This is a genomic window from Leptolyngbya sp. FACHB-1624 (genome assembly GCF_047649235.1).
In the GTDB taxonomy this organism is placed as follows: Bacteria; Cyanobacteriota; Cyanobacteriia; order Leptolyngbyales; family Leptolyngbyaceae; genus Leptolyngbya; species Leptolyngbya boryana.
The window spans coordinates 2,706,534-2,733,192 of sequence record NZ_CP180258.1 but is presented as its reverse complement, the minus strand read 5'-3'; the positions used below and the strand labels follow the sequence as shown (position 1 = coordinate 2,733,192).

The following is a 26,659-nucleotide window of genomic DNA, read 5'->3' as shown; positions in this document are numbered from 1 at the left end:
ATTGTTCCTAGAATCTAAAAGTTGCCCGAACTGCCCCGACGACAACTGGATCATTTGCTTTGTTGTGATTGGGGTTGAAAATAACAATTACGCCAGGTGTCACCTCCAAGGCTGGATTGACTCTAGCTCGGTAGAACAGTTCTAAATGTAAGGCTGTGTCTGGCTGACCGCCTTTGCTCCCTGTATCGCTAAATCGAGGAAAGTTGTACTCTTCGGGTAGATTGCTGCTCGTAATTTTAGGCGGTTGTCCGAAGAGGATACCACCGAGATTTCCCGGCACAAACAGATCCGGCAAGGCAGAAAAGACCATCCAATTTGTCGTCTGTACTGAACCCACAACGCTGAGCGCTCTAGAAGATGTCCAACCGCCCCAACCGCCGATCGTGAATTTCCGATTCACCCGCCAGGCTAAAGTCGCGCCGACGGCATGAGTCGTAAAAGCTGTGCGGGTTGGGGCAAACGGTGAAAGGAGTTGAGAATCCCCGATTCCTGTGCCCAAAAAGCCATCTGGACTGCGAGAGAATAAGTAATGAATGCCGAGATCGATGTTGCGAGTTGGTGCGATCGTCAATTGTGCCCCTGCTGCATATCGACCTCCAATCAATCCACCAACATCCGCATTTCCGGGAAATCCAGGGATTTCTGCGCTGTAAATGCCTTGCAAACTCATGCGCCGATTGATTTGCCAATCGAAGCCGATGCCGCCTGTGCCATTACCGATCGCTAAAATCGGATTGCGCTGTCCAAGCAGAGAAAGTGCTCCTTCTCCAGAGCCTTCGAGTGGATTGATCCCTCGAAACGTATTCGAGGGAGTTACTCCAGATGCGCCGACTAAAACACCGAAGTTTTTACTTACTGGGAAACGGTAAGAGAGATCGCTGACTACAAGTTGATTGTCTTGCTCAGACTCATAGGATAAGCGTCCCATATTCGTTAATAAATTTGGGGCAGACGATCGCAAATTTCCGGTTTGTAAGGTTGTCAGTAGTAAATCTCTACCTGTGAATGAAGTGGCGAGCGAGAGTTGAAGATTGCTAGCAAGCGTTGTTTGCAGCTTGCCTTGGCGTTCTGGAACACCATCTCTGGGAAAGAGATCAATATTGGCTCGATTGCTTGTTTGAACTGAAGCGATCGCTTGTCCGAACAATCGTGTTGTCGTGGAAAATTGTTGTTTCTCGATCGTTGTAGTTCGAGCTTCTAAGCGATCGATGCGACCTTTGAGTGCAGCTAAGTCTGTTGCGAATTCTATTTGCAGCTTTTGAGCAATTTCTAAGTCTTGACGGGTGATGATGTTAGTCGTTTGGGAAGCAATTAGGTCTTGAATGCGATCGAGACAAGCATTCAGTCCGGCTGCAAATTCAGATCGAGTTAAAGCACGATCGCCGCGAAAGGTTTGATCCGGATAGCCTGCAATACAACCGTAGCGTTCGACTAGAGTTTGAAGTGCCTGAAATGCCCAATCGGTTGGGCGAACGTCGGAGAGTTGCGAAACAGAAGTCACTTGCTCCATGCTGTCTGAGCTAGGCAGTTCACCACTGTCTGAGCTAGTCAGTTTGCTAAACTCTGGCGATCGAAGTGCTTCTGGATGAGCAACTTTTGCTTTTGCTGGCAAACCAGTAGATTTAGTTTTTTGAATCGTTTTGCGCGCCACAACAAAAGACGGTGGCGTTTTCGGGGGATGAGCGATCGTATCGAGTTCAGGCATCGGGGGGTGAAGCTGAGTGCGGCTCTCCCCTTATACCCAATATCTTGTATAAAAACGCACTTACTTTCTCGGTGCAGAGTGAATTCGGTAGACTTTCAGAGAGAAGTTCTGGTTCGATCGCGCTATGACCTTGATGCATGTTTGGGGCGCTCTGCTGATTTTCGGACTCTGTCCGATTCTGGGCGGATTGCCATTGATTCGGTGGATAACGACCCGTCTGACCGGGAAGCGGTTGCAGCAGCTTGGAACGGGGAATGTGAGCGTCTCGGCGGCGTTTTATCACGGGGGTAAATGGGTTGGGGTGCTGGCGGTGCTCTCGGAGGCATTGAAGGGCATTGCGGCGGTTTTACTCGCGCGATCGTTCTTTCCGGATCGTCCAGAGTGGGAAATTTTTTCCCTGATTGCGCTGGCTTATGGGCGATACTTCATTGGAAAAGGAGCGGGGACAACCAATGTAGTTTGGGGCTATGTCGTTCACGATCCACTCACCTCGTTCCTAGTGTTTCTGATTGGGGGAATTGGATTTACGATTTTGCGGGAGCGGCAAGCGGGCAAATTTGGGGTTTTGATTTTGTTTCCGCTGATTACCGCATTGCGACATCCACAGGAAACACCGCTGATTGTGGGGTCAGTGGGACTGGCAGCGTTTTTGTGGTGGATTTATAACCAGATTCCAGATGATTTGGATCTCAGATCTGATACGGCACAGAGAGGATCAAAAGCAATGTTTCAATTTCTTCGCGAAGATCGATCGCTGATTTCGCTCGATCAAGCGTTAAAAGCAGACAAAGTTGGACAAAAGGCAGCAACGCTCTCCGAGTTAAAGCGATCGGGTTATCCTGTGCCGGAGGGTTGGGTGCTTTTGCCAGGAGATGATCCGCAGCCGTTGATTCAGGCGATGCGGCCGAGTCGAGAGCAGCCCTTGATTGTTCGATCCTCTGCGATCGGAGAAGATTCAGAATCAGCGTCGGCAGCGGGGCAGTACGAATCGATTGCAAATGTGACCCATCGAGAGTTACTGTTGCCTGCGATTATGCGCTGTTTAGACTCGTATGAGCAAGAATCAGCAGTTCAGTATCGACGCGATCGCGCCATTCCAGATGCTTCGATGATTGTGCTCGTTCAGAATCAGATTCGAGGTGTGTTTTCGGGAGTAGCGTTTAGTCGCGATCCGATTTCGAGGCAAGGCGATGCAGTTTTGATTGAAGCTTTGCCTGGAAATGCTGATCAAGTTGTGTCAGGACAGGTGACTCCAGAGAGCTACATTGTGAATGTTCGCGAAGTGGGTCAAGATTGGGCTTTACCAAAAGAGCAGATGCTAGAAGTGTCGGGACAAGGGACAGTTCCGAACAGATTGATTCAGCAAGTTGCTTACTTAGCTCGACATTTAGAAGAATATTTTCATGGCGTGCCGCAAGATATCGAGTGGAGCTATGACGGAGAAAAGCTCTGGTTACTACAAGCTCGATCGATTACAACATTAGCTCCAATTTGGACGAGAAAGATTGCCGCAGAAGTGATTCCAGGAGCGATTCGACCGCTAACTTGGTCAATTAATCGACCGTTGACTTGTGGAGTTTGGGGAAAGATCTTTACGATCGTACTGGGAACACGCGCTCAAGGACTGAACTTTGAGGAAACGGCTACGCTGCATTATTCTCATGCTTATTTTAATGCGACATTACTCGGGCAGATTTTTAGACGCATGGGGCTGCCTGCTGAGAGCTTGGAATTTCTGACTAGAGGCGCGAAGTTTAGTCGTCCTCCTTTACAATCGACGATGGCAAATTCGCCTGGACTCATGCGATTACTCAAGCGAGAAATGAGATTAGAGCAGGATTTCGCGAGAGATGAGCCGCGCTTTCTAGCAGCTTTGGAGCCGAGGTATGCAGAACTGTCTGAATTGTCGATCGAGGAACTAACAGAGCAAATTCAGCAAATTCTTGAGTTACTAGAACGTGCAACTTACTACAGCATCCTCGCTCCCTTAAGTGCTGCTTTGAGAAAAGCAATGTTTCGAGTCCAAGATGACGAGGTCGATAATCAGGATACTCCAGAAGTTGCTGCGATGAGAGCCTTGTCGAATCTTGCTAGCTCTGCTCGATCGCTGTTAGAAAACTCCGAAGATGTCTTTACTCAACTTGAAAAAACGGCTCAAGGGCAAGCGATTTTGCATCAGTTTGATCAGATTCTCGATCGCTACGGCTATCTCAGCGAAGTTGGGACAGACATTGCGATTCCGACGTGGCGAGAGCAACCTGAACCGATTCGAGATTTATTTCGGCAATTCTGCTTAAATCCAACTCCCGAACCGACTTCGCCAAAGATTAAACATCAAGGCGTACAGCGTCGCATTGCTTTAAAAGGAAAAGTTACCGAAATTTATAGTCGATTCCTCGCTGAACTCCGCTGGCGCTTTCTTGCGATCGAACAACAGTGGCTTGCTTCCGGCATTCTCCATCAGCCGGGCGATATCTTTTTTCTAACGTATGCGGAGATTCGGCAGGGTAAAACCTCACAGTTTTCAGAACTTATTCAACATCGTCGCGCCCAGTTTGATCACGATCGCCAACTTTCTCCGATTCCGCAATTAGTCTACGGAGACGATCCCCCAACTCCTGCTCTTCCCACTTGGCAAGCTTCTAATCGGCTGCAAGGCATCGGAGCAAGCGCGGGACAGGTGGCGGGAACAATTCGAGTCATGCGATCGCTCAATGGATTAGGCACCGTCGATCGCGACACCATTCTCGTCGTTCCTTACACAGATTCCGGCTGGATGCCTGTTTTGGCACGAGTCGGAGGACTGATTGCAGAAGTCGGAGGACGGCTCTCTCATGGCGCGATCGTGGCACGAGAATATCGAATTCCAGCCGTCATGGACGTTCAACATGCCACTGAAATTTTGCGAGATGGGCAAAAAGTTCGGATCGACGGACAGCTCGGAATTGTTGAGATCTTAGACGAGGGCTAACAAGGTTGTGATAAAAACGCTAATCTCTAGAACACATCAATTTCTGATAGCTAAGCCAACAACAGCAAGCGATCGAACTTCAAGCAGGCTTTGGTTCGGGTTAAGTCTTGGCTTTGCTCTTTACTATGGTAGTCTCGCACTTCAGAAATCATTTCAAGCTGAATATGTGGTGCAAGACGATGCTAGAGAATATGTGTTCTGGATGCAGCGATTTCTCGACCCCACTCTTTTACCCAATGATTTGATTGCACAATATTTCAAATCGATTACTCCGCCAGGATATGCTGCTTTCTATCATGGAATGGCAATCCTCGGAGTGCATCCGCTTTGGGTCAGCAAAGTTCTGCCTGTCGGTCTAGGACTGATCACAACTTTTTATAGCTTTGCACTCTGCTTAAGGCTGTTTCCGTTTCCGATCACCGGATTTATTACAACGCTACTTCTCAATCAAAGCGTATGGTCTAGAGATGATTTAGGTTCTGCTACTCCTAGAGCTTTCGTAACGCCGTTATTTCTAGCCTTTCTATACTATCTACTTCGTCATCAGCGGCTTGGTATTCTGATCGTTCTAGTTCTACAAGCATTGATTTATCCGCCTTTAGTGTTTATCACGATCGCGCTTTTATGCTGCACGCTTTGGGATGGGAATACAAGAAGACTAAATTTCAATCAATTAAAATTTGTTGGCATCTGTGTTGGTTTTACCGCGATCGCGCTGCTTCCATATGGACTCGCTTCGAGCCAATTCGCTCCTGTGATCACGCGTGATCAAGCTTGGACAATGCCAGAACTTCATCCTGGTGGAAGACATCCCTTTTTTAATCCGAATCCCTGGGCATTCTGGCTGATTGGTGAACATAGTGGAATCATTCCACCGTTGATGCCACCCTTGATTTGGCTTGGTGTGTTGCTGCCGATTTTGATGCGATATCCGGTACGATTTCCGCTAGTCCAGCAGATCAATCACCGAATCGCAATTCTCCCTAGAATGGTTTGGGTTGCTTTAGGATTATTTGCTGCGGCTCATTTATTGTTATTAAAACTGTTTTTTCCAACGCGATACACGACTCACACGTTCCGAATTGTCTTAGCGATCGCGGCTGGAATTGTACTCACGATTCTGCTGGATACTCTACTGCGAGGCTGCAAAACTCTCGTAGCACAACGCCGCTGGATAACTTTAGGAACGAGGCTGACATTGATGACCATGACAATGCTCGTATTCTTCACTTATCCACAAGTTTCACAGGATTTTCCCAGGATCAATGTTCGGGTGATAAAAGATCCATCTCTCTATCAATTCTTAAAAACTCAGCCGAAAGATACTTTAGTCGCAACACTATCTGATGAAGCCAATAATATTTCGACTCTTGCTCAACGCTCTGTTTTATTTAGTAAAGAACACTCGCTTCCGTTTCATTTGGGATACTATCGCCCAATTCGCCAACGTATTTTAGACGTGATGCAAGCGCAGTATAGTTCAGATCTTAGAGCCGCAAAACAAACGATCGACAAATATCAGATTAAACTTTGGTTGCTGGATCAACCCGCATTTACGCCTTTGTATCTCACGAATTCGACTTGGTTGAGCAGTTTCGAGCCTGAGTTTACGATCGCATTAACGAATCTCCAGCAAGGAAAAATTCCGGCACTCACAAAGCTTACTCATTGCTCGGTTTTTAATACACCTCAACTTATGCTTCTAGATGCAGCTTGTATCAAGACTGCTGCCGAAGGGTGATGCTTGGTACAGTTTGCTACAGTGGTTGACAGCTTGCCTTAAGGCGGGTTGTTTCGTGTGGATTGAGACAGAGAGTAGAGATTAGTCTAGGTAGACCAATATGAGTGGATCGAATGAATGGCAGAAAATCTTGAGAGGGATTCTGTTACTGATTGCATTGCATGGGATTGCCTTCGTCATCGCAGTTGCGATCGGCTTATTGATTTATGCTCTCATCACGATCGTGCCAAGTCGCTCAGACACTCAAGCGCTGTTTATCTTGCTGAATGGGTATACATCGCTTGCCTTTATGGTGATTGGGATTGGGATTTCCCAGATGTTTTATGTGATTCCAGTCATTTTTGTTTTGCTGCTCGATCGACGCTACGCAACAATTAAAGGCATCATCATTGGGGCAGTACTCACTTTACTTTTCAATATTGCTGGAGTGACCCTATTCTTCTCATGGACGCTTCCGAGCCTACAAGTAGGAATGTGAAATGAATTGGAAGATCGTTGCTCTCGTTTGTATCTCGCCCTGAACTGGAAGTTTGGGCTAACTGTGCGAAGTGGGTTTCAACCCACTGAAGAAGGGTTTTTATGGGCTGTTAGTCCCAGAGCGGACTTCGCACCGTTAGCGCCGAATTCATTCCGGGGCGGGTGATCAACGAAGCGAGAGAAAGTACTAACCCTCAATCTTCCGCGCAACTTGAACTGCTGCTAAGTTAGACAGTTGAATTTCACCGTTTAGTTTTTCCTCGATCGTCGTTCTCAATCCCGACAATAAAGCTTCTTTGACCTGTGGATCTAAAGAAACATAGGGTGAATAGCTACTCAAAAGATCGAGATAGCGATCGACTTCATAGATTCTTTCGCAAGGCATCAATTCTGTGACGGGAGCCTCAAATAATCCGGAGTCACTCACGAGTTTCCCTAATCCGCTCAAGATTTCAACTTGCTTATCTCGCCCTTCATACGCAGGTGCGATCGCGGGTGCATGAGCCTGATAGACTTCATTCAGGATTTGATAAATTTCATAGTTCGGTTCAAGCGACATATTCCAAAGCAACACTAGAGCACCTCCAGTCCGCAATGTTTTTGCTGCTTTCACATACTTAATATCTGAGGCAATCCAGTGCCACGCATTCGCAGCCAGCACAATCTGATAGGTATCCGGCTGAACTTGCCACTCCTCAAAAGATTGAGGATAAAGCTTGACCTGCGGAAACTCAGCAAAATTTCGCTGAGCCACTCGGCAGAATTCTGGATTGGGTTCGACCGCATCGATCGCATAGCCTAACTTGGCAAAATCAACCGTTGCCGTCCCCGAACCACAGCCCACTTCAAGAATTTTCGAGTCGGGGGCAAGATTGGCAAGTTCAATCGATCGCTGAATGAGCATTTCAGGATAGCTCGGTCTTCCGCGATCGTAGGCTTCCACAACCGGAGAATACCAAATCTTCCGCTGTTCTAAATCCTTGTTTGAATACTCATTGAGAAGCTTGACCCAATCTGCCATAACATCATTCCGCGATCGTCATTCTCAAGCTTAGCCTTCTTCTTGAAGTTTGCGTTGATGTAATTCAGGAAGTTGCCACCAAGCGAGATCAGGGCGTTCATGATGTTCTAAATGATAGCCAAAGTGGTAGCAGCTAATAAATGACCAGAAGGGTGACCAGCGAGTACTGGTCGCACGATTTTCGTTTTGATAGCCGCCTGCTGGCTCACGATGCGGTAGAAATGTCCCAAAGAAGAACAATTGAACGGAGCTGAGAATCGAAGGCACGACCCAAAACCAAGTTAAATTCGCTTCAGGAACGTGAAAGAGTCGATGCACAATGTGAAAGATGGCAATCAAAGAGATAATTCGCGTCCAACTCCAATAGCGCACCATGAAGTAGGAATACCATCCTAAAAGGCTTTTATTCTTGCCGTTGTGAAAGTCTGGATCGAGATCAGAAGCTGGATGTGCATGATGCTCCCAATGCGTTTTGATCATTGACTTCAATGAAAATAAAGCATAGGCGCGCAATGCAATTGAGCCAATCAAGTCATTGAGTTTACGATTACTCGGCGAAACAGCGCCATGCATCGCATCGTGTGCGGTAATAAATAGCCCAGTGTATAGAAATGTTTGTAGTAAAAGCCCTGCAATTCTAAATGGGATTGATAATTGTGTAATATCAATACTGAGCAGTGTGAACAAGCTCACTGCCCAAATTCCTAAAATCGTGAGTGCAACCCATACACCTCGATCGATTTGAATTTTAGAATCTTGACCCAATTGAGTTGGCGCTGAACGGAAGGAAACCACAAGAAAACTCCAGGAAAGATCGAGGTTGAAAAACCATCTTTACAAACTTTAACATTCATTATTGAGATTGAGGAATGCGATCGAAAACGCTTTCTGCTTCTCAATTTCTGAGTCGAGTTTATAAATTGCCTTGGATAACGCTATCTCCCTATGGGGCGAACCTTGTCTCTGTCGTAAAGACGGTAATATTGATTGCAAAATCCTCAGATCTGACAAAAGTGGGACGTATTTGTACCCATTCCCATCACACTAAAAATAGTTCTCATGTTTAAGGTTTATGGCTTCTACTGTTCTGATTACTGGCGCATCTCAAGGCATTGGTAAAGCAACTGCCCTTCAGTTTGCTCGAAATGGCTACAGCATAATTATGGCTGCTCGAAATGTCGATCGCTTAAACGCAGCGGCTGAAGAAGTCAAGGCGATTGGTCAGAGCGTTACTGCGATTCCAACTGATACTCGCAATCCAGAACAAGTTCAGAAGCTCATTGATCAGTCGATCGCGCAGTACGGCACGATCGATGTCCTCGTCAACAATGCGGGTGTGTATAGTTCAGGTCCAGCCGATAGTTTCTCACTCGAAGATTGGCATACAGTGATTGATACAAATCTTTGGGGGTATATTCACACAATTCAAGCTCTACTCCCGCACATGCTGGCTCAAGGTCGCGGCATGATTGTGAATGTTGCATCCGTGGGTGGGAAGGTTCCTATTCCCTATCTTGTGCCTTATTCGACGAGTAAATTTGCCGTGACTGGGCTGACTCAGAGTTTACAGTCTGAGCTTTCGCCGAAAGGGATTACTGTCTGTGGCATTTATCCGAGTCTGATCAAAAGTGATCTGATGGAGCGAGCGATTTTTCGCGGCAAGGATGAGGAAGATGCGATCGCACGCCGTAAGCAGTTAGAGCAGGTTTTGAGTGTTCCTGTGGTTGAGAAGCCAGAAGACGTAGCAAAGGCGATTTGGACAGCGGTCAAACATCGGAAAACGGATGTCATGGTCGGTTCTGCAAATATGTCACTGCTCTCAAGCCGCTTGTTCCCAGGCTTTTTACAATGGGCGATGCGGCGAACCTTTAAGAACAGTGACAAAGATTACTAAAGAACAATCCTGAGCAAGAGAGATTGAAATCCTAATTCGGCTGCTTTGGCGGGGTTCCAATCAGTTGAAACGAATTGAGAAAGACATTAATGCTCGTTGCCAGTCCTCGCTGCTGATTTTCCTGTGTCGTGGTGACATTGATAAAGTAAGCACGACGATCGACGAGATAAACCCGCCATTTTGCCACCATATTATCTGGCAGCTTAAAGTTCATTTCCCGTCCTGGAAACTCACCCAGTTTAATCGTGCGAAATGATAGGAGTTCGGCTTGTCCACGCGCTGCTCCTCGACGAATCCCTTCATAGACTTCGTTTTGCAGCTTTTTGTCCTCTCCGGGAGCAGCAGGTAAATTGAGAACTCCTACGGCATACCGTACCGATTCTGCATCTCGAATCAGTTCAAATTGGGTCAGTCCACTTTGTTTGCGCTCAGTTGGTGTACCGGGCATGACAATAGAAAAGCCATGACTCTTGGATGTGAATCGTTTCCAGATGCTCTCTTGAGCGCTGACCGATCGCATTTCGACGATAGGCGATCCCAACACCAGCGCCAATCCCACTCCTACTTGCCAGCCTCGCATCACAGCACACCCTTTGAACTGGGAATTTCATGTGCCCGTCGTGGATCGATTTCTACTGCCATTCGCAGCGATCGCGCAAATGCCTTAAACGTCGCTTCAATAATGTGATGCGAATTGATTCCATCAAGTTGGCGAAGGTGCAGCGTCATTTGAGCATGATTGATTACTGCCACAAAAAACTCTCGCACAAGCTGCGTATCATAGGTTCCCACCCGTTGCGTTGGAATCTCTAAGCCATAGCTCAAATGCGGACGACCTGAAAAATCAAGTGCAACTTGGATCAGTGCTTCGTCCAAAGGCGCAACGAAATGCCCAAACCGAACAATGCCTTTACGGTCGCCTAACGCTTTCGCGATCGCCATCCCCAACGTAATCCCGACATCCTCATTTGTATGGTGATCATCGATTTCGATATCGCCCGTTGCTTGCACATCGAGATCAATCAATCCATGCGATGAGATTTGGTGCAGCATATGATCGAGAAACGGAATCCCTGTTTTGGCAACGCATTTTCCGGTGCCATCGAGATTGACGGTCACTTGCACATCAGTTTCACCCGTCTTACGAGAGACAGAAGCAATCCGGGCAACCGAAAACGTTGAAGAAAGGGAGGGTCGATCGCTAGTCTGCATAGTGGCAATCCAAAACGTAAAGCAAATCCCATTATAGATTTGTTCGGGAAGCCTCCCTTCATAGAGGCGGCACAGAACTCGGAATTCTGTCACAATGAAAATGCAATCTTTAAGTTTTGTAAAAAATATGAGTCTCAGCCTCAACCAAATCGCTCAGCAACTCGACAGTGACAGTACCCGCGATCGCATGGTAGCGCTTGCCAATCTGCGAGACATTCCGGCTGAGGACGCTGTGCCCTTGATTAAAAAAGTCTTGAATGATCAGAGTTTACAAATTCGATCGATGGCTGTGTTTGCGTTAGGAATTAAGCAAACCGATGAAAGTTTTCCGATCCTCCTCAATATTCTCGAAACCGAATCGGACTACGGGATTCGCGCAGATGCGGCTGGAGCATTGGGCTATTTAGAAGACATCAGAGCCTTTGAGCCATTGGTGCGACTGTTTTATGAAGATACCGACTGGCTTGTGAGATTTAGTGCAGCCGTTGCCTTGGGGAATTTGAAAGATGCACGGGCGAAACAAGTGCTGATGGAGGCATTAGACAGCGAAGAAATTGTCGTGCAGCAAGCTGCGATCGCGGCTTTGGGAGAGATTAAAGCCGTCGATGCGGTCAACGCAATTTTGCGCTTCGCTCAATCTGAAGATTGGTTGATTCGTCAACGATTGGCAGAGGCATTGGGAAATATGCCCAGCGAGAAGAGTCTGTCTGCTTTGAAATATTTGGAAAAAGACGGTAATCCGAATGTGGCAGCAGCGGCTCGTGTCGCGCTAGAGCGTTTGAGTACTGAAAATATTTGAGTACTGAAAATATTTGAGCGCTGAAAACATTTGAGTGCTGAAAATATTTGCGTTTGTGTCTCAGTGAATTCTATACAAGTTGTTCAAGGCAGAGATTTTTCACCGGATTGGGAGAGACTAGCAGGGAAATGATTGACAAGCATCCCTCTCGTTGTGTAATTTGCATGACTTAGGGATGCAAGTCAAATCGAGTATATAGTTCAAGTGACCTTCCCCTGACCTCACCATGAAAAAATCCCCTTGGACTCGTTTGTTGGGCTTCTCGAAACAGATCGCTCCCAAAGCTGGCTGGCAATTTCTAGCCGTTGGGAGTTTACCGCTTCTGGTTGGGGCAGGTGCGATCGTTGCTTCAGGAAATCGCTGGTTGCCAACTGAAGTGGCTCCCCAGATTTCATCGCTGACTCCCACGTTCTTAGCCAACGAGCCGCCGCAACTCAACTCTAGTTTGAGTGTCGCCATTGCTCCCGTTTGTGCCCAGGGGACGCAATTGGGATATCAAGCATCCACATCAATTCCCACTGATTTCAAACCAACGACATTCAGAGCCAAATCATCTGAATTTGCGAAAGATTGGCAAGCAAAACTCGCAGAAGCACCGTTTCCGCAAATCAATCCAAGAGCGCGATTGGCAAAAGTTCCGATCCTGATGTATCACGACATCGTGGCGGAGAAAGAAGTCTTTTTTGATGTGACTCCTCAAGAGTTTGAGGCACATCTAAAATTGATTCAACAAAATGGGTTGACTCCGATTAGCTTGGATCAACTCGTCGAACATTTGAAAACTGGGATTCCTTTGCCTGCTAAGCCAGTCGTTCTCACCTTTGATGATGGTTACTTAGGACATTATAAATATGTCTATCCTTTATTGAAGAAGTACGGGTATCCGGGTGCGTTTTCGATTTATCCTGCCAAAATTGACAAGCCTAGAGGCCGTCCGGGGATGAATTGGGCGCAGATTCAGGAGATGGCGGCTGATCCGTTAATCACGATCGCATCGCACAGTGTCAATCATCCAGCAGATTTACGCGAGATTAAGGATGATGCAAAGTTAGCGTTTGAGATGACCGAATCGAAACGGATGCTCGAAGCAAAGCTAGGAATTCCGATTCGATATTTTGTCTATCCAGAAGGCAAGAACGACGAGCGAGTTCAACAAGCTGCGATCGCGGCGGGGTATCAAGCGGCTTGGACAATGAGCGACGAGGCAAACTTGTTTGCAGCGGAGTCTGAGAACTTATTCAATATTTCACGGATTGGACAGTCCCAAACTGAGAAAGTGATCGCCGAAGCCAACGGCGGACCTGCCATGACTTTCTTCAAAAATGGTCTGAATTTCAGCGCACCTGTGGAGTTGACCAAGACCACCGTGAATAAAGTGCCCTTGATTTTGGCAGCCGGTGGAAAACCGACGACGATTCACGCGAAAACTCGGGCGCAGGTTGTAGAAATTAAGCAGGGAACGCCTGCGATCGCGGCAGTTGATGGGGGCTTTTTCTCGCTGGAATTTCTCGATTCTAATAAGATGATTGGACCTGTGATGAGTTCTGCAACTGGCGAATTCGTTGCGGCTCCTCAAGGATCACTCTCTAAGTTAGAAGGGCGACCGCTCGTGTTAATTAACGATCAAACGATTCGATATATCCCGTTTGATCCGTTGAAACACAACACGCGTGAGGGAGTCGAGGCAGAATTGCTTGGGGTGAAAGATGCATTTGTAGCAGGAGCTTGGTTAGTCAAAGATGGCAAACCTCAGTCGGCAGAGACATTCAGAGGATTGTTTGGCTTTGATGCAGAGCGCGATCGCGCATTCTGGGGAATTGATCAAGCCGATCGTCCAGTTGTCGGAGTTTCGGGTGATTATGTCAACTCCGTGAATCTCGGTGAAGCGCTAGCAAAAGCAGGATTGCGAGAAGCCGTGATGCTCGATTCGGGAGCCAGTGCCGCGCTGGCATTCAAAGGGGAGTCGATGATGAGCTATACGCCCCGCCCAGTCCCTCATATTGTGGCATTGATGCCGCCTGTACAAACAGATTCGGCTTGTCAAACGGCTGCAAAGCCCTAGGGTTAGCAAGTAGCGCATCAAATTGAAAAGAAGGCTGTTGTTCTGAATTCCAGAATGGCAGCCTTCTTTCTCATGCTTCAGACAGAATCTAAAAAAATGACTTGACTCTCCAGCCCACTAGAGATTTCAGAATGATCATATAAAGATTCCAAATTTCAGTTCAGGAGTTTGATTCATGTCCTTACAACTTACGGTTCCGAATATGGCGTGTTCTGCTTGTAGCGATACGATTACCAGCGCGATCAAATCGATCGATCCAACTGCGATCGTGACCGCTGATCCCAAAACTAAACTTGTCCAAATCGAGACGCAGGCTTCAGAAACTGCTGTAAAACAAGCGATTACGGATGCAGGTTACACGGTTGCTTAGTTCTTTTCCTAATTTGTCTTATGGAAACCACCACGCTCAAACTTCAAGGCATGAGTTGTGCCGCCTGCGCGAAGAATATTGAAGATGCGATTCGCTCAGTCGAGGGTGTCAATGAGTGCAGCGTCAATTTTGGCGCAGAGCAAGCCACGATCGCTTACGATTCTCGCAAAACCAATCTAGCTGAGATTCAGCAAGCTGTTAATGACGCAGGTTATTCTGCTCAGCCGATGCAAGAGAATGTGCTAGCGGATGAAGAGGATGCAGACCAGCGAGAACGACAAGTTCAAAATCGCAAGTTGCGCCGCAAAGTCTGGGTCGCTTGCATCATCAGCGCTGTGTTGGTGATCGGGTCGCTTCCTGCCATGCTCGGACTGCCGATTCCCTGGATTCCGATGGAGTTGCATGATCCACTGACTCAGTTGATATTGACAACGCCTGTGCTGTTTTGGTGTGGTGCGTCTTTTTTTATCCATGCCTGGAAAGCTCTGAAGCGACACACTGCGACGATGGATACCTTAGTTGCGATCGGGACGGGTTCTGCTTACCTATATTCTCTATTTCCAACGTTTTTTCCACAGTGGTTTATCGCTCAAGGGCTTGCTCCAGACGTTTACTTTGAAGCGGCATGTGTGATTATTGCGCTGCTTTTACTAGGTCGGTTGTTAGAACATCGTGCTAAAGGACGCACTTCTGAGGCGATTCGTAAACTGATTGGGTTGCAGGCAAGAACAGCGCGCGTGATTCGCCAAGGACAGGAGATGGATGTCCCGATCGCGGAAGTGACGGTCGGAGATCTCGTGATTGTGCGTCCTGGTGAAAAGATTCCGGTCGATGGGGAGATTATTGAAGGTCGATCGACGATCGAGGAATCGATGGTTACAGGTGAAAGTGTGCCTGTGAGTAAACAAGTTGGCGATGAAGTGATTGGAGCGACCTTAAATAAAACAGGTCGCTTTATCTTCAGAGCAACACGAGTGGGCAAAGATACCTTTCTCGCTCAGATTGTGAAACTGGTGCAACAAGCACAAGGCTCAAAAGCTCCGATTCAACGCTTGGCAGATCAAGTGACCGGATGGTTCGTTCCGGTGGTGATAGCCATTGCGATCGCAACGTTTATTCTCTGGTACAACGTCATGGGCAATGTGACGATGGCGTTGATTCCGACAGTTGGCGTGCTTATTATTGCCTGTCCCTGTGCATTAGGTTTAGCAACTCCGACCTCGATTATGGTCGGTACGGGTAAAGGTGCAGAGAATGGCATCTTAATCAAAGGAGCAGAGAGTTTAGAACTGGCGCATAAACTACAAACAATCGTTCTCGACAAAACTGGAACAATTACCCAAGGGAAACCAACGGTCACGGATTTTGTTACGGTTCGAGGGACTGCGAATCGCAATGAATTAAATCTGCTCCGTTTAGCTGCTGCAATCGAACAGAATTCTGAACATCCATTAGCAGAAGCAGTCGTGCACTATGCACAAGCGCAAGCTGTCGAACTCACGAGCGCTCAAGACTTTGAAGCGATCGCGGGAAGTGGAGTTCAAGGTTATGTCGCGGATCAACTGATTCAGATTGGCACACATCGCTGGATGACAGAATTAGGCATTGAGACGAGCATTTTGCGATCGCAGTGGGATCGACTCGAATCACTGGGCAAAACGGTTGTCTGGATTGCGGTCGATCGCCAAGTTGAAGCAATTATGGGGATCGCAGATGCGGTAAAACCTTCGTCGATTTCTGCAATTCGTGCTTTACAAAAGCTCGGCTTAGAAGTCGTCATGCTGACGGGAGACAATCGCCGGACTGCTGATGTGATTGCACGAGAGGTGAATATTCAGCGGGTGTTTGCAGAAGTCCGCCCTGATGAAAAAGCTGCAACTGTCGAAACTTTGCAATCTGAAGGCAAAATTGTTGCGATGGTAGGCGATGGCATCAATGATGCGCCTGCTCTTGCACAAGCCGATGTGGGAATCGCGATCGGAACCGGAACCGATGTTGCGATCGCAGCGAGTGATATCACTCTAATTTCTGGGGACTTACAAGGCATTGTGACTGCCATTCAACTCAGTCGTGCCACGATTCGCAACATTCGGCAAAATCTGTTCTTCGCGTTTATCTATAACGTGGCAGGCATTCCGATCGCAGCAGGCATTCTCTATCCGTTCTTTGGTTGGTTGCTCAGCCCAATTATTGCAGGAGCAGCGATGGCATTTAGCTCTGTTTCCGTGGTTACGAACGCGCTCCGACTTCGCAATTTTCAACCCAAGCCCTTTGGAAGATGAAAAACACACTCATTGCTATTTTAGGATTACTTTTGATGAATCGTGCAGTGGCTCAAACTCCTCACAACATGGAAATGCAGCCTGCTCAAACTGGACAGTTCCATCGCATCGAACAGCCGCTTGAGAATAAAGCGATCGTCACTTTAGGCGGGATAGGATTAATCAGTCTAGAACTGTGGTGGTTCCTATCGAGCAAACCTAAACGTCGCAAGGGTTCGCCTCAAAGCGAAATTCAAACAGGAGAGAACTAATGTTGGTTCAAGAAGACGCAAAACTGATTGGTACAGTTGCAAGAGAAAGCGGAATTCCGATTAAAACAATCCGCTACTACGAGGAGCTAGGCTTACTCAAAACTGTAGGCAGAACAGAAGGCGGATTTCGATTATTTAGCGCGGATGTATTCACTCGTCTAAATTTCATCAAGCGGGCGCAACATTTGGGCATGAGTCTATCGGAGATTCATGAGTTTTTAGAAGTACACGATCAAGGAGATCTGCCATGTGAGCGGGTTCAGCAGGCGCTCAAAGGTAAATTGAGTGACATCGATCGCCAAATTCAGCAACTCCAAATACTCAAGCAGGAATTAGAAGAATTACTCGCACAGCAAGCCACAAATTCTGCTGCAACCATTTGTCCAATCATTGAAAGTGAATCGAATTGATCAACTTAAGCTAAGCTTGTTTGTAGCGCAATTTCATTTCCGATGAGTCTTCAGGAACAAATTCAACAACAGCGAGTAAAACACATCATCAGTAGCTATCAGTTAGATAGCGAAAACATTGAGCTGTGCCAAGACTGTTTGACCGAATTGTTACAACTGTATCCGCCTGCCTTGATCGAACTGGCACTGGTCGAAATTCTGGTGCAAAACTGGGTGAAAGTTCCCATGACCCGAGGGATTGAGTTTTTTCAGCAAGTTCAAGCGTTATTGCACCATTGGCAGGTGAATCAGATCGCGATCTCGTTTACGCCAACTGAATTTCAACAAGTTACTGGCTTAGATGCCACTCCAATTTTCGGTGTCCCTTCAACGCGATCGATCGCTCAGTGCTAAGCCAAAAAATATCCGCTGAATAGATGGCTAGTTGTGCCGATTCACGCTATCCTTAGCCGTGAAGTTTTGTGAAGGTACGATCGTGCAATCGCTAAAGGCTATTCTCTACGACTTGGATGGAACGATCGCAGACACTGACCCGATTCATTTTATTGCCTGGCAGGACTGTCTCAAAGAATTCGGCATTGAGATCACCGAAACCTTCTATAAGCAGGAAATGAGCGGTAGTACGAACCCGCGCTTGATCGCAAAATTCTTACCTCAGTTAAGTGCTGCTGAGGGTGAAGCCCTTTCAGAACAAAAAGAAGCCCGGTTTCGTGCGCTTGCGCAGCAATTACCGCTCACTCCCGGCTTGATGGCTCTGATCGACTGGGCAAAACAGCGGCATATCCAGCAAGCAGTGGTGACGAATGCACCTCGTAAGAATGCTCAGTTTATGCTGAAGGCTTTGCAATTAGATGATGTGTTCGATCGCGTCATTCTGGCGGAAGAAGTCGGCATCGGCAAGCCTGATCCCGCACCGTACACTTATGCATTGAAACAATTTGGACTCGAACCCGATCAAGCGATCGCGTTTGAGGATTCACCTCTGGGGATCCAATCTGCGATCGCTGCCGGAATTTTGACCGTTGGTATCGCATCGACTCAAACCCCAAAGGATTTAAAACACATGGGAACCACGCTGGCGATTCAGGACTTTACTGCTCCAGAACTTTGGGCGCTGCTTGATTAGGGGTGTTTGGGATTCCCCACTGATCTGCGATCGCATCTGACCACGTTACGTCAGGAGCAATCTCTTCTAAACTCACAAATGCATCAAACATGCCACCAGCTTCTGAAATAGGGGTTTCTTCGGATTCAGGTTTGGGGGCGCGTGGAATTTCGGATGGGGGGTTCATACACATTTTCCAGAACGAATCGGGACCTTAACAACGTTCTTTGCTCAATCTGGTATCACCCTTCTGTAATCGTACTGAGACAGAGTACATGCGTCAATCCTGTCTCAGTCTTATTTTTTCATCCTCAAATTTTCAGCTTGCTTGAGCTTAATCAACGAAAATAGTACTAAAATACTGAAGCTTTTGACATCATTTTCCTGGTAGAGGAGTGATTTTAGCAAGTAAACTATGCTCTGATTGAGATTGGCAGAGGAAAAGGCATGGATTCAGTCGCACAGTTGACCCCGGAAACTCAGCAGCGTGTCCAAGAACTTAGACGCTTGTTACAGCAGGCAAGTTATGACTATTACGTGCTAGATGCGCCGACGATCGAAGATTCGGTCTACGATCAGCTTTACCGTGAACTACAAACGATCGAATCGCACTACCCAGAACTAATTACCCCAGACAGTCCGACGCAACGAGTCGGAGAACGCCCTGCTAGCCACTTCACTTCGGTCAAGCACAATATTTCACTCTACAGCTTAGAAAATGCCTTCGGAAATGCCGACTTAGCTACCTGGGAACAGCGTTGGCGGAAAGTTGCGCCCGATGTGACTGAATTTGAGTATGTCTGCGAACTGAAAATTGATGGCAATGCCTTGGCGCTGACGTATGAAAATGGGCTGCTCGTGCGGGGTGCGACCCGTGGAGATGGAATGACCGGAGAAGAAATTACTCAGAATGTGCGGGCGATTCGGTCTGTGCCGCTGCGCCTGAATTTAGACAATCCGCCGCCTGTGGTCGAAGTTCGAGGCGAGGCATTTCTTTCTCTCGACTCGTTCGAGCAGATTAACCGCGATCGCGAAAAAGCCGGAGAATCACTTTTCGCCAATCCCCGCAATGCGGCTGCCGGAACCTTACGCCAGCTTGATGCTAAAATCGTCGCCCAGCGTCGGCTCGATTTCTTTGCTTACACGCTGCATGTTCCAGGTGAACTAGAAACGCAATGGCAGGCTTTAGAACTCTTACGAGAAATGGGATTCCGAGTCAATCCAGAACGAGAAAAGTGTGCTGATTTACAAGCTGTTCAGGACTATTGCGATCGCTGGTCAGTCGATCGTACTCAACTCCGCTATATGACGGATGGAGTTGTGATCAAACTCAATTCGTTTGCCCTGCAAACTCGACTTGGATTTACCCAGAAATTTCCACGTTGGGCGATCGCGCTGAAATATCCGGCAGAAGAAGCTCCGACAATTTTAGAAAATATTAGTGTCAATGTTGGACGAACAGGCGCAATTACACCCGTTGCCGAACTAAAACCTGTGCAATTAGCAGGCACAACAGTATCGCGAGCAACCCTGCATAATCGCGATCGCATTGCCGAACTCGATTGTCGCATTGGCGATACTGTGATTGTTCGCAAAGCAGGAGAAATTATTCCTGAAGTCGTGCGAGTCCTGACCGAATTGCGTCCTGAGAATGCCCGACTGTTTGAAATGCCAACTCATTGCCCGGAGTGTCATGAACCAGTTGTGAAACCCGAAAATGAAGCGGTAACGCGATGTATTAATGCGTCTTGTCCTGCGATCTTACGCGGTGCATTAACGCACTGGGCAAGCCGTGACGCATTAGATATCAACGGCGTAGGCGAGAAATTAGTAGCTCAACTCGTGGATCAAAATCTCGTGAATTCGGTTGCTGGACTGTACGATTTAACGATCGAGAACCTTCTGACGCTAGAACGCATGGGCAAAAAATCTGCTGAGAAAATTGTCAAAGCAATCCAAGATTCCAAATCTCAGCCCTGGTCACGAGTGTTGTACGGGTTAGGCATTCGGCATGTTGGCAGTGTGAACGCTCAAACTTTAACCCAAGCGTTTCCGAGTGTTGAAGAATTAGCAGCAGCAACACCTGAGCAGATTTCAGCCGTACCAGGATTTGGATCTGAGATTGCCCAATCGGTTTCACAGTGGTTTCAGAATCATGGCAACCAGGAACTCATCGATCGCTTACGACAAGCCGAAATTCAACTCAAAGGCGAAGTTGTACCAGTTGCTCAAGTTGAGACAGCAATTTCAGGAAAAACCTTTGTGATTACTGGAACTTTGCCGACCCTGAAGCGGGATGAAGCGCAAGCCTTGATTCAGAAAGCAGGCGGTAAAGTAACGGATTCTGTGAGTAAGAAGACAGATTACTTAGTTGCTGGAGAGAAGGCAGGCTCGAAACTGGAAAAGGCGCAAACGTTAGGAGTCTCAATCCTTTCGGAAGCGGATCTAGTTCAACTCATCCAGGGGTAAAGTAAAAATTGCTTTAGGTTGGAATATAAACCACTCCAGTGGCAGGCCATAATGGGCGCTCCTTTAGAATGGCGCTGCGATTGAGTTGAAGTAGACGAATTGTTGTTCGTGCGCGATCGCTTAAAGGCAAGAGTTCAGATCCTTCTAGTCGAAAATGCTCTCGCCAGCGATCGCGCCTTGGATTGTAAAGTGCAGTCACTTCGTCGGTTTCTGGATCGATAGAAGCAATATCACTGCCTTTAATCGTGTTGCAAATCTTGCACGCGATCGCGAGATTATCTTCTGTCGTTTTACCGCCATGCTTTTCTGCAATCACATGATCGATTTCATGGACACTGAGAGAGAAAAGTTCTGGACGCAAACAGTATTCACAACATCCTCTGCTCCGTTCTGTTACTCTACGCCGCAATTCAGCAGGAACGTAAGTTTTGCTCATGCGATCGCTTGGGAATTCAGTTTGAGATAAGCTTTTGCTTTCGCCATGCTGATGACATGCTCTAGATATTCGTATTGTTGCCAGAGTTGCTTTTCTTGGGGAGTTAGCGATTCGGCTCTATGTTTTTCAGAAAGTTGATCGATTTGAGCTTGCAGCGTTTCTGAGGGACGCAAGGCAAGAATCTCTTCGGGAGTTGGAAGATTCGCGAGAAATTCTAGAACTTCTGCAAAACCTGTAAATCCAGCTTGAGGTCTGGCAGTCAGTTCATCGAGTCCCACTTCTAGAACTTGAGGCAAGCTTTGCTCTAGAGCATTCAGGCGCGTTAGCAGGGCTTCAGGAAGGTCGATCGTAATTTGCATGGAAGTCATGAAATTGTCTCTACGATTATTTTGGCATGGTGATTCGGTTTAGATTAAGTGCGATTCGGAATCCTCACCCGCTACACCGAAAATGCAGAACCCAGATGGTATTTCACTGAATTTCAAACGATCGCCTAATCCGCGATCGTGCTGCCTCACCTTAAAATTAAAAGAACCGAGTTCAAACTATGGCTGATGACCATTCAAGAACTAGAACAGCAACTTCTCAACCTTGAGCCTGCCGAAAAACTTCGTCTCATTCAACGTCTCAGCCAGAGCTTAGCTCCTCAGAAATCTAATGCTTCGCTCGTCGATTTTTTCCGTAACTCACCGCTTTGTAAAGTCGCCGATGAAATCGATCTGAACCGCGATCTCAGCCCCATTCTCGATCGAGTTCATTTGTGAAATACTTACGATCATCACCGCATCGAACAGACCTGAAATTCTCGCTATCATAGCAGCAGTAAAGTGCGATCGACGCTATGAACAAAGTCGGAACAGCCTATGTTCTATGGTTAGGCGGATTAGTGGGTCTATCTGGACTGCACCGCCTTTACAATGGTCAGACTGCAACAGGATTTCTTTGGCTTGGCACATTTGGGCTGTTCGGCTTTGGGCAATTATTCGATCTGCTTCTCATTCCCAAAATGGTCGAAGTTCACAATGCTCGTCTTGGAGAACAGTACAGACCGCTAATAGAGCAAAACCCGATCGCACTGAAAATCGAGCAGATCACATTGCAATCTTCCAAGTTTGCAGCGATGCGATCGCCAAAGCTGTTTGATTCGATGGAATCGATGTCTCGGCAGCAAGCGACGATTGAGCTTTTAAAAGCAGCAGAATCCAGAGATGGTAAGCTCTCTGTGACTCAAGGCGTAATGGCAACCGGGCTAAGTTTTCAGCAGGTTGAAAACTTACTGAAAGAAATGCTAAACAGTGGTTATCTTGAAATCGGCAATGATCCAGAAACAGGAATTGTCCTCTACGAATTCAAAGAACTTTAGTGATTCTGAACATTCCACCACGATCGCATTAACCGAATTTCATCCCAGCCGTAAGTATCGCCTAAGCGATCGCGCAGTTTAGACAGCGAGAAATCATCCGCTTGCTGAATCGCTTCGAGAATTTTTGCTTGGCGATCGCGCGCAACTAAGCGATCGAGATCCACCGGATAGTTCATCTCAATCAAATCTGCCAAATGCGTCATCACCGTGCTTAAACGAATTTTGCGCTCCTCTGCAATCTCTGAAGGCTTCATGCCCTGCTGGAAGAGTTCCAGCGTATAAAGCTGCGTATAAGTTGCTTCATTCGCAGCAGGCGGAACTGGAGCAGAATCGAGCTTTGTCACATGGTTCTCTAATTTTGTAATCTTGGCTTCTGAAGTCGGCTCGATCTCGATCGGCAACCCATTATCTACTCGAAACTCTCGAATCTCTGCTAAAAAGACATCTCCATACTGTGCCAGCTTGCGCGTTCCCACCCCAGAAATATTGAGAAAATGCTGGCGCGTCTGCGGTTGTTGCTGTGCCATGAGCCGCAAACTTGCATTCGAGAAAACCACATACGGCGGCACAGATTGTTCGTCTGCTAGACGTTTGCGGAGTTTTTGCAAGCGCTCAAAGAGTTCTTCGGATTCAGGCGTATCAACTGCAACAGTTTGAGCAATCGTCAGTGCAGGTTTAGCTTTATCGATCGCGATGTGAACCTTTCTCTCCGATCGCAACACTTCCCAACTTAAATCATTGAGTTTTAGCACAGAGTAACCATCCGTTGATTCGTCTACTAGACGTTGATGAATCAGCGATCGACCTAACATCTTCCAATCATCAGCACTGATATCTTTCCCAATCCCGTAAGTGCTGAGTGTATCGTGCTTATTCTCAAGAACCCGCTTACTTTTAGAACCGCGCAGCACATCAATCGTATGTACCATGCCAAACGTGCGCCCTCGTTGAGCAAATCGCGCGATACAAGAAAGGAATTTCTGCGCTTCAACCGTCCAATCTTCAACAGGTTTCGGGAACTTACAGTTATCACAGTTATCGCACTGACCTGCAAAGTCTTCACCAAAGTAAGAAAGCTGAATCGTGCGACGACAATCGGTTGCTTCTGCATAGTTAATGACGCGCCGCAATTGTTGAGTCGCAATGCGTTGTTCATCTTCGAGAGCTTCACCCGTGTTGGGGTCTACTTTCTGAGAAATGATATATTCAATCGTTTTTATATCGGCATAGCTATAAAACAAGGTGCAAGTCGAAGGTTCTCCATCCCGTCCAGCTCGCCCTGATTCTTGATAGTAACCTTCAATGTTTTTGGGAATGTCGTAGTGAATTACAAATCGCACATCCGGCTTATTAATTCCCATACCAAATGCGATCGTCGCGACCATCACTCTCACATCATCTCGAATGAAACGAGTTTGATTATCTTGGCGCGTTTCCGCATTGAGTCCAGCATGATAAGGCAGTGCTGCAATGCCATCTTGCTTTAACCGAGCTGCAATCTCTTCGACTCGTTTCCGACTTAAACAATAAATAATTCCGGCTCCGGGCGTTTCTTTGATCTGCTGAACAACCTCGGCATAAGCCGTTTTCGTCTTTGGGCGAACTTCATAGTACAAGTTACTACGATTAAAGCTCGAAACATTCACTCGCGGCTGATGTAAGTTCAACTGCTGCACAATGTCATCTCGCACTCGATGCGTTGCAGTTGCAGTTAAAGCAATGATGGGAATGTTCGGATAGCGCGATCGTAAAGTACTCAGTTGCCGATACTCAGGTCGAAAGTCATGCCCCCACTCTGAAACACAGTGCGCTTCATCGATCGCAAAGGCTGAAATCCCCACTCGCTCAACGATGTGCGGCATGACTCCTTGAAGAAAATCCTCACTCAGCAACCGCTCCGGTGCAACATACAGCAGTTTAATTCTGCCTTCCATCACCGCTCGACCTCGCGATCGCCGCTCCTCTGCTGACAAACTACTATTCAGAAATGTTGCTGAAATCCCATTGTCTCGTAAGAGTTCAACTTGATCCTGCATCAATGCAATCAGCGGCGAAACAACAATCATCAATCCTGGTTTGAGCAAGGCTGGCAGTTGAAAACAAATCGACTTCCCGCCGCCTGTTGGCATAATCACCAACTGATCTCGATTTGCCAAAACATGTTCAATGATCTCGCGCTGACCCGGACGAAAACTGTCATACCCAAAGTAATGTTTTAGCGCCTCTTCTAACGAAGGCGAATCGAGCGAAATCGATAAAGACGTAGACATGACTTTGAGAAGAGAGAACAGGATTGCCAAAATGCCCCAAACGCCGAAGCGCTGCAACTGCAACAGAATAGCAGTACTAATCCAGCTTAACAAGAGATACGATCGCATCTCTTCTTATCGCTAGTCGTCAACCGCATCCATCCTGCAAAGTGGGAAGATGGGGAGAACCTAGACTCAGATTGCCCCTATCTCCCTATCTCCCCACCCCTATCAGATTGATTGTGATGAGTTAGTAGGACATCGAGCCGAAAACCCTTATCCATTCAACATGGACGGCATCGTCAACTCTGGATCTTGGAACAGCGCTGTACTTAAATATCGCTCTCCAAAACTCGGCTGAATCATCACGATCAGCTTGCCATCATTCTCCGGGCGCTTCCCGATCTCGATCGCTGCCTTTAAAGCGGCTCCACTGGAAATTCCGGACAATAATCCTTCTTCTCTTGCCAATCGCCGACTGTACGCGATCGCATCTTCATCTGAAACTGAAATCACTTCATCAATCAGATTCACATTCAGTACAGGTGGAATAAACCCTGCCCCAATCCCTTGAATTTTATGCGGCCCTGGACGACCACCGGAGAGTACAGGACTATTAGAAGGTTCAACTGCGATCGCTTTAAAACTTGGCTTGCGTTGCTTAATCACCTCAGCAACTCCCGTGATCGTTCCGCCTGTTCCAATTCCCGCTACAACAAAATCAACCTCGCCTTCCGTATCTTCCCAAATCTCCGAAGCCGTCGTCTCACGGTGGATTTGAGGATTCGCAGGGTTGCGAAACTGCTGCAACATATAAGCATGAGGCGTCGTATCGACAATCTGCTGCGCGCGTTGGATACAACCTGCCATCCCTTCGATTCCCGGAGTCAACTCCAACTCCGCACCATAAGCTCTCAGCATGGCTCGCCGCTCCGAACTCATCGTTTCCGGCATCGTCAAAATCAGTCGGTAGCCTTTTGCAGCCGCAGCCATCGCCAACGCAATTCCTGTATTTCCCGAAGTCGGCTCGACTAAAACTGTTTTGCCTGGCGAAATCAATCCTTCTCGTTCCGCCGCCAAAATCATATTAATTCCGATTCGATCTTTGACTGAAGCCGAAGGATTCATGCCTTCGAGCTTGGCAACGATTCGCGCGACACATCCTTCGGCTTGAGGAATGCGATTCAGTTGGACAAGAGGAGTATGTCCAATCAAAGCTGTAACATTCTGAGCAATCCGCATAGAGAAAAATATGGGTAAATGACGCAATCTCTTACGTCGGGGCAAAAATTAAATGTAATACATGAAGTCCAATTGACGACGCGCATCTCGCCGTTCACACAAATCTTTCAGCGTATATTTCTGAAAGACAGCATTTGCGGCTTCTTGAGCTTCGTGCCAAATTTCACAAATGACTGCTCCTTCGAGCGTTTTACCAGATTTTAGCGCCGTCTCTTGATCGATCGGCTGCGTATCAAATCCTTCTAAACATGCCAAGATCTCAAACAGCGTAATTTTCCACGGCTCTCTTGCTAACAGATAGCCACCTTTTGCACCCCGCTGCGATCGCACAATCCCACCCCGCCGCAACATCGCCAACAGTTGCTCTAAATAGCGATCGGGAATATTTTGTTGAACAGAAATTTGCCGAATTTGGAGCGGCTCTTTGCTCTCGTAAGCGATCGCGAGTTCAATTAGCGCAAGCAGGGCATATTCGCTTTTACAGGAAATCTCCACGGGCACACTCAGGTAAACAGATGATTTCAGATCGAGTTGAAGGCTCTTTCTCCTAGTATACTCCGGTTATCCACTAGGGTTTTGTAGGTTTCCAATTTTTTGATA

Annotated in this window: 26 protein-coding genes; 15 read left to right on the top strand and 11 right to left on the bottom strand. The window is 47.3% G+C overall.

The genetic code is table 11. The features are described 5' to 3' along the window. Positions 1-7 precede the first annotated feature (7 nt). The gene (locus ACMUEV_RS12675; RefSeq protein ID WP_190651973.1) at positions 8-1,705 is read right to left on the bottom strand and encodes an iron uptake porin; all 1,698 of its coding nucleotides are present in this window, start codon (positions 1,703-1,705) and stop codon (positions 8-10) included. A gap of 124 nt (positions 1,706-1,829) precedes the next feature. Here ACMUEV_RS12675 and ACMUEV_RS12670 point away from each other — a divergent pair, with 124 nt between their 5' ends. The 3 genes from ACMUEV_RS12670 (at position 1,830) to ACMUEV_RS12660 (ending at position 6,895) form a co-directional block, all read left to right on the top strand. After that, positions 1,830-4,676, top strand: a complete 2,847-nt coding sequence (locus ACMUEV_RS12670; RefSeq protein ID WP_190651974.1) for a glycerol-3-phosphate acyltransferase — start codon at positions 1,830-1,832, stop codon at positions 4,674-4,676. 7 nt (positions 4,677-4,683) lie between these two features. Next, on the top strand, positions 4,684-6,417 hold the full coding sequence (locus ACMUEV_RS12665) for a hypothetical protein (RefSeq protein ID WP_347277612.1): 1,734 nt from the start codon (positions 4,684-4,686) through the stop codon (positions 6,415-6,417). A 100-nt stretch (positions 6,418-6,517) separates the two neighbouring features. Beyond that, the gene (locus ACMUEV_RS12660; RefSeq protein WP_190651975.1) at positions 6,518-6,895 is read left to right on the top strand and encodes a hypothetical protein; all 378 of its coding nucleotides are present in this window, start codon (positions 6,518-6,520) and stop codon (positions 6,893-6,895) included. Positions 6,896-7,081: 186 nt separating this feature from the next. Here the strand turns inward: ACMUEV_RS12660 and ACMUEV_RS12655 are convergent, their stop codons facing one another. After that, complete coding sequence (locus ACMUEV_RS12655) at positions 7,082-7,915, bottom strand: class I SAM-dependent methyltransferase (RefSeq protein WP_190651976.1); 834 nt, start codon at positions 7,913-7,915, stop codon at positions 7,082-7,084. 30 nt (positions 7,916-7,945) lie between these two features. Beyond that, positions 7,946-8,710 (bottom strand): beta-carotene ketolase CrtW, encoded by a 765-nt coding sequence (gene crtW, locus ACMUEV_RS12650; RefSeq protein WP_017288736.1) that lies wholly within the window; start codon positions 8,708-8,710, stop codon positions 7,946-7,948. Positions 8,711-8,987: 277 nt separating this feature from the next. Between crtW and ACMUEV_RS12645 the strand changes: the two genes are divergently transcribed. Beyond that, positions 8,988-9,809, top strand: a complete 822-nt coding sequence (locus tag ACMUEV_RS12645) for an SDR family NAD(P)-dependent oxidoreductase (protein ID WP_190651977.1) — start codon at positions 8,988-8,990, stop codon at positions 9,807-9,809. Positions 9,810-9,840: 31 nt separating this feature from the next. On the opposite strand, the gene ACMUEV_RS12640 is transcribed toward ACMUEV_RS12645, so the two are convergent. Together ACMUEV_RS12640 and hisB are read right to left on the bottom strand one after the other, a co-directional pair. Further along, a complete protein-coding gene (locus tag ACMUEV_RS12640) occupies positions 9,841-10,389 on the bottom strand; it encodes a hypothetical protein (RefSeq protein WP_190651978.1) in 549 nt (182 codons plus the stop codon). Next, positions 10,389-11,021 (bottom strand): imidazoleglycerol-phosphate dehydratase HisB, encoded by a 633-nt coding sequence (hisB, locus tag ACMUEV_RS12635; RefSeq protein WP_017288739.1) that lies wholly within the window; start codon positions 11,019-11,021, stop codon positions 10,389-10,391. Before hisB ends, ACMUEV_RS12640 begins: the two co-directional genes overlap by 1 nt. A 94-nt stretch (positions 11,022-11,115) precedes the next feature. On the opposite strand from hisB, the gene ACMUEV_RS12630 reads away from it, so the two are divergent. The 8 genes from ACMUEV_RS12630 (at position 11,116) to ACMUEV_RS12595 (ending at position 18,321) form a co-directional block, all read left to right on the top strand. Further along, the gene (locus ACMUEV_RS12630; protein WP_199329558.1) at positions 11,116-11,820 is read left to right on the top strand and encodes a HEAT repeat domain-containing protein; all 705 of its coding nucleotides are present in this window, start codon (positions 11,116-11,118) and stop codon (positions 11,818-11,820) included. Between the two features lie 226 nt (positions 11,821-12,046). Further along, positions 12,047-13,882 carry a polysaccharide deacetylase family protein gene (locus ACMUEV_RS12625; protein ID WP_017288741.1) on the top strand — a complete coding sequence of 612 codons (1,836 nt, stop codon included), beginning with the start codon at positions 12,047-12,049 and terminating at the stop codon, positions 13,880-13,882. Positions 13,883-14,057: 175 nt separating this feature from the next. Continuing rightward, positions 14,058-14,252, top strand: a complete 195-nt coding sequence (locus ACMUEV_RS12620) for a heavy-metal-associated domain-containing protein (protein WP_017288742.1) — start codon at positions 14,058-14,060, stop codon at positions 14,250-14,252. A gap of 20 nt (positions 14,253-14,272) precedes the next feature. Further along, positions 14,273-16,534 (top strand): heavy metal translocating P-type ATPase, encoded by a 2,262-nt coding sequence (locus tag ACMUEV_RS12615; protein WP_190651979.1) that lies wholly within the window; start codon positions 14,273-14,275, stop codon positions 16,532-16,534. Then, positions 16,531-16,785: a hypothetical protein gene (locus tag ACMUEV_RS12610; protein WP_017288744.1), complete on the top strand. Its 255-nt coding sequence runs from the start codon at positions 16,531-16,533 to the stop codon at positions 16,783-16,785. Before ACMUEV_RS12615 ends, ACMUEV_RS12610 begins: the two co-directional genes overlap by 4 nt. Further along, positions 16,785-17,195 (top strand): MerR family DNA-binding protein, encoded by a 411-nt coding sequence (locus ACMUEV_RS12605; protein ID WP_017288745.1) that lies wholly within the window; start codon positions 16,785-16,787, stop codon positions 17,193-17,195. Before ACMUEV_RS12610 ends, ACMUEV_RS12605 begins: the two co-directional genes overlap by 1 nt. A 42-nt stretch (positions 17,196-17,237) precedes the next feature. After that, entirely contained in the window at positions 17,238-17,588 is a 351-nt protein-coding gene (locus ACMUEV_RS12600) for a hypothetical protein (protein ID WP_190651980.1), read from the top strand. 82 nt (positions 17,589-17,670) lie between these two features. Next, positions 17,671-18,321 carry an HAD family phosphatase gene (locus tag ACMUEV_RS12595; protein WP_347277613.1) on the top strand — a complete coding sequence of 217 codons (651 nt, stop codon included), beginning with the start codon at positions 17,671-17,673 and terminating at the stop codon, positions 18,319-18,321. On the opposite strand, the gene ACMUEV_RS12590 is transcribed toward ACMUEV_RS12595, so the two are convergent. Continuing rightward, positions 18,287-18,487, bottom strand: a complete 201-nt coding sequence (locus ACMUEV_RS12590; protein ID WP_190651982.1) for a hypothetical protein — start codon at positions 18,485-18,487, stop codon at positions 18,287-18,289. The two genes, ACMUEV_RS12595 and ACMUEV_RS12590, sit on opposite strands and share 35 nt — an antisense overlap. A 260-nt stretch (positions 18,488-18,747) precedes the next feature. On the opposite strand from ACMUEV_RS12590, the gene ligA reads away from it, so the two are divergent. After that, the gene (ligA, locus tag ACMUEV_RS12585; protein WP_190651983.1) at positions 18,748-20,769 is read left to right on the top strand and encodes an NAD-dependent DNA ligase LigA; all 2,022 of its coding nucleotides are present in this window, start codon (positions 18,748-18,750) and stop codon (positions 20,767-20,769) included. A 13-nt stretch (positions 20,770-20,782) separates the two neighbouring features. Here ligA and ACMUEV_RS12580 read toward each other — a convergent pair whose 3' ends face one another. Continuing rightward, positions 20,783-21,205 (bottom strand): HNH endonuclease, encoded by a 423-nt coding sequence (locus ACMUEV_RS12580; protein ID WP_190651984.1) that lies wholly within the window; start codon positions 21,203-21,205, stop codon positions 20,783-20,785. Continuing rightward, complete coding sequence (locus ACMUEV_RS12575; RefSeq protein WP_242044522.1) at positions 21,202-21,573, bottom strand: hypothetical protein; 372 nt, start codon at positions 21,571-21,573, stop codon at positions 21,202-21,204. The genes ACMUEV_RS12580 and ACMUEV_RS12575 overlap by 4 nt, the downstream gene beginning before the upstream one ends. Positions 21,574-21,759: 186 nt before the next feature. Between ACMUEV_RS12575 and ACMUEV_RS12570 the strand changes: the two genes are divergently transcribed. Together ACMUEV_RS12570 and ACMUEV_RS12565 are read left to right on the top strand one after the other, a co-directional pair. After that, positions 21,760-21,969, top strand: coding sequence for a hypothetical protein (locus tag ACMUEV_RS12570; RefSeq protein WP_190651985.1), 210 nt, complete (start codon positions 21,760-21,762; stop codon positions 21,967-21,969). Between the two features lie 77 nt (positions 21,970-22,046). Further along, a complete protein-coding gene (locus ACMUEV_RS12565) occupies positions 22,047-22,568 on the top strand; it encodes a TM2 domain-containing protein (protein ID WP_190651986.1) in 522 nt (173 codons plus the stop codon). Here ACMUEV_RS12565 and recQ read toward each other — a convergent pair. The 3 genes from recQ to ACMUEV_RS12550 form a co-directional block, all read right to left on the bottom strand. After that, positions 22,565-24,946 carry a DNA helicase RecQ gene (recQ, locus tag ACMUEV_RS12560; protein ID WP_242044523.1) on the bottom strand — a complete coding sequence of 794 codons (2,382 nt, stop codon included), beginning with the start codon at positions 24,944-24,946 and terminating at the stop codon, positions 22,565-22,567. The two genes, ACMUEV_RS12565 and recQ, sit on opposite strands and share 4 nt — an antisense overlap. Before the next feature lie 147 nt (positions 24,947-25,093). After that, positions 25,094-26,059: a cysteine synthase A gene (gene cysK, locus ACMUEV_RS12555; protein ID WP_017288755.1), complete on the bottom strand. Its 966-nt coding sequence runs from the start codon at positions 26,057-26,059 to the stop codon at positions 25,094-25,096. Between the two features lie 48 nt (positions 26,060-26,107). After that, positions 26,108-26,554, bottom strand: coding sequence for an RrF2 family transcriptional regulator (locus ACMUEV_RS12550; protein ID WP_017288756.1), 447 nt, complete (start codon positions 26,552-26,554; stop codon positions 26,108-26,110). Positions 26,555-26,659 lie beyond the last annotated feature (105 nt).

Coding starts and splice junctions, on each gene's coding strand:
- ACMUEV_RS12675 (WP_190651973.1), bottom strand. CDS start 1,705: ATGCCTGAACTCGATACGATCGCTCATCCCCCGAAAACGCCACCGTCT.
- ACMUEV_RS12670 (WP_190651974.1), top strand. CDS start 1,830: ATGACCTTGATGCATGTTTGGGGCGCTCTGCTGATTTTCGGACTCTGT.
- ACMUEV_RS12660 (WP_190651975.1), top strand. CDS start 6,518: ATGAGTGGATCGAATGAATGGCAGAAAATCTTGAGAGGGATTCTGTTA.
- ACMUEV_RS12655 (WP_190651976.1), bottom strand. CDS start 7,915: ATGGCAGATTGGGTCAAGCTTCTCAATGAGTATTCAAACAAGGATTTA.
- ACMUEV_RS12645 (WP_190651977.1), top strand. CDS start 8,988: ATGGCTTCTACTGTTCTGATTACTGGCGCATCTCAAGGCATTGGTAAA.
- ACMUEV_RS12640 (WP_190651978.1), bottom strand. CDS start 10,389: ATGCGAGGCTGGCAAGTAGGAGTGGGATTGGCGCTGGTGTTGGGATCG.
- hisB (WP_017288739.1), bottom strand. CDS start 11,021: ATGCAGACTAGCGATCGACCCTCCCTTTCTTCAACGTTTTCGGTTGCC.
- ACMUEV_RS12630 (WP_199329558.1), top strand. CDS start 11,116: ATGAAAATGCAATCTTTAAGTTTTGTAAAAAATATGAGTCTCAGCCTC.
- ACMUEV_RS12625 (WP_017288741.1), top strand. CDS start 12,047: ATGAAAAAATCCCCTTGGACTCGTTTGTTGGGCTTCTCGAAACAGATC.
- ACMUEV_RS12620 (WP_017288742.1), top strand. CDS start 14,058: ATGTCCTTACAACTTACGGTTCCGAATATGGCGTGTTCTGCTTGTAGC.
- ACMUEV_RS12615 (WP_190651979.1), top strand. CDS start 14,273: ATGGAAACCACCACGCTCAAACTTCAAGGCATGAGTTGTGCCGCCTGC.
- ACMUEV_RS12610 (WP_017288744.1), top strand. CDS start 16,531: ATGAAAAACACACTCATTGCTATTTTAGGATTACTTTTGATGAATCGT.
- ACMUEV_RS12605 (WP_017288745.1), top strand. CDS start 16,785: ATGTTGGTTCAAGAAGACGCAAAACTGATTGGTACAGTTGCAAGAGAA.
- ACMUEV_RS12600 (WP_190651980.1), top strand. CDS start 17,238: ATGAGTCTTCAGGAACAAATTCAACAACAGCGAGTAAAACACATCATC.
- ACMUEV_RS12590 (WP_190651982.1), bottom strand. CDS start 18,487: ATGAACCCCCCATCCGAAATTCCACGCGCCCCCAAACCTGAATCCGAA.
- ligA (WP_190651983.1), top strand. CDS start 18,748: ATGGATTCAGTCGCACAGTTGACCCCGGAAACTCAGCAGCGTGTCCAA.
- ACMUEV_RS12580 (WP_190651984.1), bottom strand. CDS start 21,205: ATGAGCAAAACTTACGTTCCTGCTGAATTGCGGCGTAGAGTAACAGAA.
- ACMUEV_RS12575 (WP_242044522.1), bottom strand. CDS start 21,573: ATGACTTCCATGCAAATTACGATCGACCTTCCTGAAGCCCTGCTAACG.
- ACMUEV_RS12570 (WP_190651985.1), top strand. CDS start 21,760: ATGACCATTCAAGAACTAGAACAGCAACTTCTCAACCTTGAGCCTGCC.
- ACMUEV_RS12565 (WP_190651986.1), top strand. CDS start 22,047: ATGAACAAAGTCGGAACAGCCTATGTTCTATGGTTAGGCGGATTAGTG.
- recQ (WP_242044523.1), bottom strand. CDS start 24,946: ATGCGATCGTATCTCTTGTTAAGCTGGATTAGTACTGCTATTCTGTTG.
- cysK (WP_017288755.1), bottom strand. CDS start 26,059: ATGCGGATTGCTCAGAATGTTACAGCTTTGATTGGACATACTCCTCTT.